Here is a 6,768-nt window from a genome sequence, read left to right as displayed (position 1 = left end):
GCACGGTCAGGTCGATGCCGTCCACCGCCCTGGTCGCGCCGAACGCCTTGACCAGCCCCTCCGCTTCGATTGCGTGCATCCGCATGTTCCTCGGTGCTGGGATGCGAACCGCCTACCGGGCGGTGGCGGACGGGCGGATCGGCACCCCGCTGTCGGCGATCGCGCTGGTGCAGGGTGCCGGCCCGCAACGCTGGCACCCTGAACCCGAGTTCTTCTTCCAACCCGGCGGCGGTCCGCTGTTCGACATGGGGCCGTACTACCTGACCGCCCTCGCCGTGCTCTTCGGCCCGGTCAACCGGGTCAGCGCCGTCGCACGCACCGGATTCGCCGAGCGTGCCATCGGGTCCGGGCCGCGCGCCGGCCAGACCTTTCGGGTCGACGTACCGACCCACGTCACCGCCCTGCTCGAGTACGCCGACGGCCAGGTCGCCACCGTCGTCTTCAGCTTCGACTCCCAAGTGCCGCGGCAGAACTTCCTGGAGATCACCGGTACGACGGCGACGCTCGCGGCACCCAACCCCAACACCTTCGCCGGCCCCGTACGACTCCGCCGCGCCGGTGAACCGGACTGGACGACGATCCCCACCCCGGACCTTCCCGACGAGGGACGCGGCCTCGGCGTCTGCGACCTGGCCCACGGCATCCGCACCGGCCGACCCCATCGGGCGAGCGGGGAACTCGCCGCCCACGTCGTCGACGTCATGACCGCGATACACGACTCGGCCGCGCACGGCGCCGTCACGGCCGTCACCTCCACCTTTACCCGACCGGACCCACTGACGTAGGGCCTGCCTTGTCGTCCGGGGCGAGGGTCCCGCTGATGGATTCCTGGTAGTCGTCCGCGTACGTGCGCGAGTCTTTGATCAGGTCGTCGCAGAAGGCCGCGACGTCGTTGCCGATGAGCTGCAGGACGCCTTTGCCGTCCGCGACGCCTTCCTCGAAGAAGTCGACGATCCCGGGGAGCAGGCGCCCGTCGGCCAGGTTTGTCGGTCCGACCTTGAACAGGTACTTCTGCATCTCCTTGTAGACGATCTGGTAGTCGGGCGGGAGTGCCTTGACCCGAGCCATGTGCGCCCGCCATTGCTTCTTGCCCTCGATGATGTCCTGGATGCCCACGTCAGCCTCCCAGCCGGCCCAGTTTCCTTGCGACGTTCCTGTTCAACTGCTGGCGCCACCGGTCACGGAAAGTCCGGGCGCCCTCTCCGCCGGCCAGCGCCGCGCAGAACCCCGGAATGTCGTCGCCGAGCACCTCGCGGACGCTCTGCCCCTCGGTGGATGCTTCTTCGAGCAGGCCCAGGGCGGCGTCGAGGATCGGCATGAGGTTGCGACCCGTGAAGTCGCCGTACGCGAAGAGATTGCCCTTGATCTGCGTCCACGCCTCCTGGTAGTCGGCCGGCAATGCCGCCGCCCGGGCTTCGAAAGCCTTCCATTCCCTGGTGAGGTCGCTGCCGGTGATGGTGTCCCAGAAGCTCATCTGCCGCCCTCCTTGAGCCTGTCGATGCGTGATGAGACGTACTGCCATTTCGCCCAGAACGTCGCGAGCTCCGCCCGCCCGGCGTCGTTGAGCGTGTAGAACTTCCGTGGCGGGCCGACGTCGGACGGTCGTTTCGTCACCTCGACGAGTCCGTTCCGCTCCAGCCGCAGCAGGATGGTGTAGACCGTCCCGTCGATGACGTCGGCGAAGCCGAGGTCGTTCAGCCGACGGGTGATGGCGTACCCGTAGGTCTCCTCGCCGCGGATGATCTCGAGCACGCAGCCCTCGAGCGTCCCCTTCAGCATCTCCGTCAGGTCCTCCATCGCGGCCCTCTCCGGTACCTTGTATCACTGAGTACCGCTACACGGTATCACCGAGTAGCGGGGCCGACAATGCGGCCGGGCATACTGATCTCGTGCTGCTGACCACCGACCTCGCCACGACCGGCGCACAGGTCGTGCCGGTGCTCGCCATCGGCGCCGTGGTCGCGTTCCGCGCCCGGGTGCGGGCGCACGACCAGATGGCCCAACCGTTGCGCAGCAGTGTCAGCGCGTACTCCCGCAAGGTCGTCGCGTTGCACCAGCAGGGCGTACGGGGCCAGGCGCTGGTCGACGCGCTCGACAACCTCGACGAGCCCGGCGGCCGCTCGCTGTCCGTCGGCACCGAGTACGTCCTGCGCGTCCTCGGCGTCGTAGCCGTGCTCGCGATCATCCTCGCCAACCTCGCCGCCGAGGTCGTCTGCCTCCTCGTGCTCGGTGGCAGCGTGGCTCCGAGCGCCGGCCAGGCGGTGTTCGTCATCACCGCGATCGCCGCCGGCCTCGCGCTGCTCGTCGTCGCGCCGCTGGTCGCCAACATGCCCAGCTGGGGACTGTCGCGCTCCGCACTGCGGACCGCCGACTACGTGCGGGCCCGGCAGATCATCGAACAGGCCGCCGCGGAAGCAGCCGAAGATCACCGCTCCACCGCGTGACGCGGTCGCGCCGGTCGACCGGACAAGAGGGTGCCCATAGCGGACAGTAGCGACGGACCCGCGACCGCGTGTTGGATACCGGTCGTGGATCAACCAGCTGTGCCCGCCGCGCTGGCGGAGTTCACCGCCGACCTGGCCGACGAACTCGCGCTGACGTACACCGACCAGGTCGTGTACCCACGCCTCACCGTCATTGACCGGCCCGGCGCACCGGAGCGCCACTTCCCCACCGCGCCGACACCCGTGCTGCTGCTCGCGATCGAGAACCAAGGCGTCTGCGCGTGGGGCGTGCCACTGGACGGACACGACAACCCACCCGTCATCGTCAGCGGCGAACTGAGCGACGGCTCCGACACCACCATCGAGTACGCCGCGGACGTGGAGGCGTATGTCGCAGCGCGCCGCTGGGACGCTCAGTGCCTCTCTTCCGCCGTGGTCCTCCAGGCACAGGCGAAGCCCGTCGACCCGACGACACTTGCCTACCTTCGCGCCGGCTACGAGCAGTCATCGTCGACCGCGGGCTGGCCCGGCGACGTCACGTACCGCTTCCGTAACGGCCCGGTTCGGATCATGCTGTGGGCGGCGCCCGACCAATGCGACTGGTTCATCGCCGGAGCGGACACCGATGAGCTCGCCCGTGCGACAGCGGCGCTGCTGCCGTACTCGGACCTCCGCGCGTCGCTGTGGTCCCACGACACCGTGGGCCAGGAACTACTGGACCGCCTCCGCCGGACCCGGCGACCCAGCTAGAAGAACCTGGTCAGGCGGCCGCGCGGAGGCTGGCCAAGGCAGTGGACCAGGCGGTGAGCTGGTCCAGCGTGCCGGTGAGGGAGGTGGCCTGATGCTCGCCGGGGGTGAACTCCGTGAACTCCGTGAAGTCGTGGAACATGCTCAGTGCGACCTGCGAGCCGACATCGGCCAGCCGCAGCGACGCCATTACGGGCCGGAGCGCCTCGACCGCGCGCACACCGCCGTCGACGCCGTAGGAGACGAACGCGGCCGCCTTGTTGTTCCACTCCGCGTAGACCCGGTCGAGGGCGTTCTTCAGCACCCCGGGGTAGGAGTGGTTGTACTCCGGGGTGACGAAGACGAAGCCGTCGTATCCGGCGACGGTCGCTGCCCAGGACTTGGTGTGGTCGTGGACGTAGCGGCCGGCGGCGGGCGGCACGGGCTCGTCGAGGTGGGGCAGGTTGACTTCCGCGAGGTCGACCAACTCGAAGTGGGCGTCCCGGCGCTGGGTGGCGTGCTTGAGAACCCAGTCGGCGACGGGCTTCCCTTTGCGCCCGGGTCGGGTGCTGGCCAGTACGACGGCGACGTTGATCATGTCGATGGTTCCTTCCGGTCAAGGTCAGTGGTGCTCGGCGAACAGGTCGGCAAGACGGGTGACGGCGTCCGGGGCGAACATCAGCTCGAGCGAGGCGGCCGACGTGCTGGCCGAGGCCTCGCTGCGTGCGAACAGCGCTTCCTCGTACGCGGCCAGGCCCGCTTCGATGTCGGCGGGGTGGTCGGCGATGGCGACCGCGAGCTCGGCGCCGTCGAGCAAGGCGAGGTTGGCTCCCTCCCCCGCGAACGGCGACATGACGTGCGCGGCGTCGCCGACGAGGGTGACGCCGGGCACCCGGTCCCAGCGGTGGCCCACGGGCAGGGCGTTGATGCGACGCGGTACGAGAGGGCCGTCGGCATCGGTGATCAAGGATTGGAAGGCGGGTGCCCAGTCGACGAAGTGGGCCAGCAGCGCCGTCTTCGCGACTGTGACGTCGGCGAAGTCGATGCCGTCCAGCCAGTCCTCGGCGGAGCGCAGCGCGGTGTAGACGTGCAGGCTGCCGTCGGTCTCGCGGTGGGCGAGGAACCCACGCTCACCGTCCAGGGCGATGAAGAAGCCACCGCCGATCAGCGCAGCTGAGCCTGGGTGGCGGGCCTCGGCGTCCAACAGGTCCAGCTCGACGAAGGAGATGCCGGTGTAGGCCGGCGACGCCGCGGAGACCAGCGGCCGGACCCGGGACCAGGCGCCGTCCGCGCCGATGAGGACGTCGGCGGTGATGACGGTGCCGTCGCCGAAGGTCACTTCGTGCCCGCCTTCGTCCAGCGGGCGGACGCCGGTGGCCTTGGCACCCCACCGGATCGTGCCGTCGGGCAGGGAATCCAGCAGAAGGTCGCGCAGGTCTCCCCGGTCGACCTCCGGTCGGTCGCCGGTGCCGTCGTCCCGCTGTTCCAGAGCGAGTGTCGCGTCGTGGTTCAGCAACCGCAGCGCCTGACCGCCCGGGTGGATGATCTTTTCGAATCCGGCGTAGAGGTCAGCGGTGCGCAGGGCGACCTGCCCGGTGTCGTCGTGGATGTCGAGCATGCCGCCCTGGGCGCGTACGTCCCGACCAGCTTCGAGGTCGAAGACCGCCGCGCTGACGCCGCGAATCTGAAGCGCTCGCGCCAGGGTCAGCCCACCCAAGCCGGCGCCGATGATCGCGATGGGGTGGTGCGTGCTGCTCATGTCGAGGCCTCCTCTTTCTCCCTGGACCAGGCTCATTCGTGGTGTTGTTTGAAAACTATAACGACTCCACTCAAGCAGTTGTTCCGCCCTTGCGCGATAGACTGCGGGCATGACCGACGTCACCGTTGGGCGCAGGGAGCGCAAGAAGGCCCGAACGCGGCAGGCGATCGCCAATGCGGCGCGGGACCTGTTCCTCGAGCGCGGCTTCGACGCGGTGACTGTCAAGGACGTGGCTGAAGCGGCAGATGTGTCGATGAGCGGGTTGTTCAAGCACTTCCCGACCAAGGAGTCGTTGGTCTTCGACGAGAACGAAGACGTCCGGGAGGGCCTGGTCTCCGCCATCCGCGACCGCCCGGAGACGACGCCTGACCTGCGGGCACTACGGGAATGGCTGCTCAACCGCGCCCGCCGTCAAAGCGGCGACCCGGACGCCGCCGCGTTTCTCGCACTCGTCGCCGCGACACCTGCACTGAACGACTACGCCCGCCGCATGTGGCAGCGGCACGAAGAGGGACTCGCCGAAGCGATCCGGCAGGCCGGGCCCGACGAGCCCGGTGCAGACATCGCCGCGCGCGCCGTCGCCCGCTTCGCCCTCGACCGCACGCGGCCGTGCGAGGGTGATCCGGACACTGAGATCGACGCAGCGTTCGCCTTGCTCAGCCACGGCTGGCCGGCCCCTGAACTGCGCCGACCGCAGCACAACGGCCCGCAGCAGGCGGAGCCGCCGGCGCCGACCAGCCCGCCGGGCCTACGCGAACGCAAAAAGGCCACAACGCGCCAGACCATCACCAGGACCGCGCTGGAATTGTTCTCCGAGAAGGGTTACGACAACGTCGGCGTGCGCGAGATCGCCGACTCTGCCGGGGTCTCGCCGGGGACTCTGTTCGCCTACTTTCCGGACGGCAAGGCCAGCCTCGTCTTTCCCGGCGACCAGGCCGACAACACCCTGGCCCTCGTCAACGCCGTCCATCACCGCTCCCCGGGCCAGACGATTCCCCAAGCCGTCCGCGACCACATGAAGAGCCGCGGGCCCTTCAAGCCCGACCTCACCGCCGACGAGCAGCGGGCCCTGAACCTCATCAGCGCCACCCCAGAACTGAGCGACTACGCACTCCGCGCCTGGACCGTCGCCCAACCCGCCCTCACCGCCGCCATCACCGACGAAGCCGGTCTCCCCGCCGACGACCCCACAGCACGTCTCCTCGCCCACTACCTTCTGCAGATCCCCGACCTCGCGCGCTTTGCCACCGACGCTCGTCACACGCTCGACGTTGTCACCAACCTCCTCGAACACGGCTGGCCCGAAGGCCTCACCGCGCACGAGAATCAATGACCACTCGTTGCGGGCGGCCGCCGGGCCGGTGATCCGGCGCTGGTATGCGCCGCCGGTCGAGCTATTCGTGCGGCTCGGTCTCGCGGTGGCGGCGCAGTGCGCCGAGCGCCACAAGAACGGGCCCGGCGAGCGCGACCGCCGCCTCCGTCGCCTCCGACGGCTGCAGAAAACGGTTTGTCGGGAGGCTCACGAGGAAGCCGGCCTCCAGGAAGCCGTCCCGCGGTGCGGTGGTTGCCCACCAGGCGGCCCAGCTCCCGGCGAGGTCCACGCCGTCGTTGGCCGCCGTCACGGCGAGCAGCAGCAACCCCGCGGGAAGGAGCAGCCATCGATCGTGCCGCCAGCCGGACAGCGCCAGGGCTCCCAAGGTCACGAGGAGGCCGACCAACGCGGGCCAGAGCGGCCCGACGAGTGGGAGCACCGGATAATGGTCAAGCCTCGTCGCCGAGGGCCTCGACACGATCGCGACGATCTGGCTCAACGGGGTCGCGGTGGCGCGGACCGCCAAC

At 69.4% G+C, this 6,768-nt stretch carries 9 protein-coding genes and 1 pseudogene; 4 read left to right on the top strand and 6 right to left on the bottom strand.

Annotated features, from left to right (window positions below; genetic code table 11):
- The first annotated feature begins 101 nt into the window (after positions 1-101).
- Entirely contained in the window at positions 102-785 is a 684-nt protein-coding gene (locus AB0H87_RS35535; RefSeq protein WP_360156052.1) for a Gfo/Idh/MocA family oxidoreductase, read from the top strand.
- Here AB0H87_RS35535 and AB0H87_RS35530 read toward each other — a convergent pair.
- The 3 genes from AB0H87_RS35530 to AB0H87_RS35520 are packed head-to-tail and all read right to left on the bottom strand — an operon-like array spanning position 760 to position 1,797.
- A complete protein-coding gene (locus tag AB0H87_RS35530) occupies positions 760-1,116 on the bottom strand; it encodes a DUF1048 domain-containing protein (RefSeq protein ID WP_360156049.1) in 357 nt (118 codons plus the stop codon). The two genes, AB0H87_RS35535 and AB0H87_RS35530, sit on opposite strands and share 26 nt — an antisense overlap.
- Position 1,117: 1 nt before the next feature.
- Positions 1,118-1,474, bottom strand: coding sequence for a DUF1048 domain-containing protein (locus AB0H87_RS35525; RefSeq protein WP_360156046.1), 357 nt, complete (start codon positions 1,472-1,474; stop codon positions 1,118-1,120).
- The gene (locus AB0H87_RS35520) at positions 1,471-1,797 is read right to left on the bottom strand and encodes a PadR family transcriptional regulator (RefSeq protein ID WP_360156043.1); all 327 of its coding nucleotides are present in this window, start codon (positions 1,795-1,797) and stop codon (positions 1,471-1,473) included. The genes AB0H87_RS35525 and AB0H87_RS35520 overlap by 4 nt, the downstream gene beginning before the upstream one ends.
- Positions 1,798-1,889: 92 nt before the next feature.
- Here AB0H87_RS35520 and AB0H87_RS35515 point away from each other — a divergent pair, with 92 nt between their 5' ends.
- On the top strand, positions 1,890-2,444 hold the full coding sequence (locus tag AB0H87_RS35515; protein WP_360156040.1) for a hypothetical protein: 555 nt from the start codon (positions 1,890-1,892) through the stop codon (positions 2,442-2,444).
- Between the two features lie 84 nt (positions 2,445-2,528).
- On the top strand, positions 2,529-3,194 hold the full coding sequence (locus AB0H87_RS35510) for a hypothetical protein (RefSeq protein WP_360156037.1): 666 nt from the start codon (positions 2,529-2,531) through the stop codon (positions 3,192-3,194).
- 10 nt (positions 3,195-3,204) lie between these two features.
- On the opposite strand, the gene AB0H87_RS35505 is transcribed toward AB0H87_RS35510, so the two are convergent.
- Together AB0H87_RS35505 and AB0H87_RS35500 are read right to left on the bottom strand one after the other, a co-directional pair.
- Positions 3,205-3,768, bottom strand: a complete 564-nt coding sequence (locus AB0H87_RS35505) for an NAD(P)H-dependent oxidoreductase (RefSeq protein ID WP_360156034.1) — start codon at positions 3,766-3,768, stop codon at positions 3,205-3,207.
- Between the two features lie 24 nt (positions 3,769-3,792).
- Entirely contained in the window at positions 3,793-5,040 is a 1,248-nt protein-coding gene (locus AB0H87_RS35500) for an NAD(P)/FAD-dependent oxidoreductase (RefSeq protein WP_360156031.1), read from the bottom strand.
- On the opposite strand from AB0H87_RS35500, the gene AB0H87_RS35495 reads away from it, so the two are divergent.
- Complete coding sequence (locus AB0H87_RS35495) at positions 5,039-6,262, top strand: TetR/AcrR family transcriptional regulator (protein WP_360156028.1); 1,224 nt, start codon at positions 5,039-5,041, stop codon at positions 6,260-6,262. The genes AB0H87_RS35500 and AB0H87_RS35495 overlap by 2 nt on opposite strands.
- Before the next feature lie 61 nt (positions 6,263-6,323).
- Here AB0H87_RS35495 and AB0H87_RS35490 read toward each other — a convergent pair.
- Positions 6,324-6,768: pseudogene (locus AB0H87_RS35490) on the bottom strand (aminopeptidase); the annotation flags it as partial.

The organism is Asanoa sp. NPDC050611, from assembly GCF_040654855.1.
In the GTDB taxonomy this organism is placed as follows: Bacteria; Actinomycetota; Actinomycetes; order Mycobacteriales; family Micromonosporaceae; genus Asanoa.
This window is presented reverse-complemented; position numbering and strand designations above follow the sequence as displayed.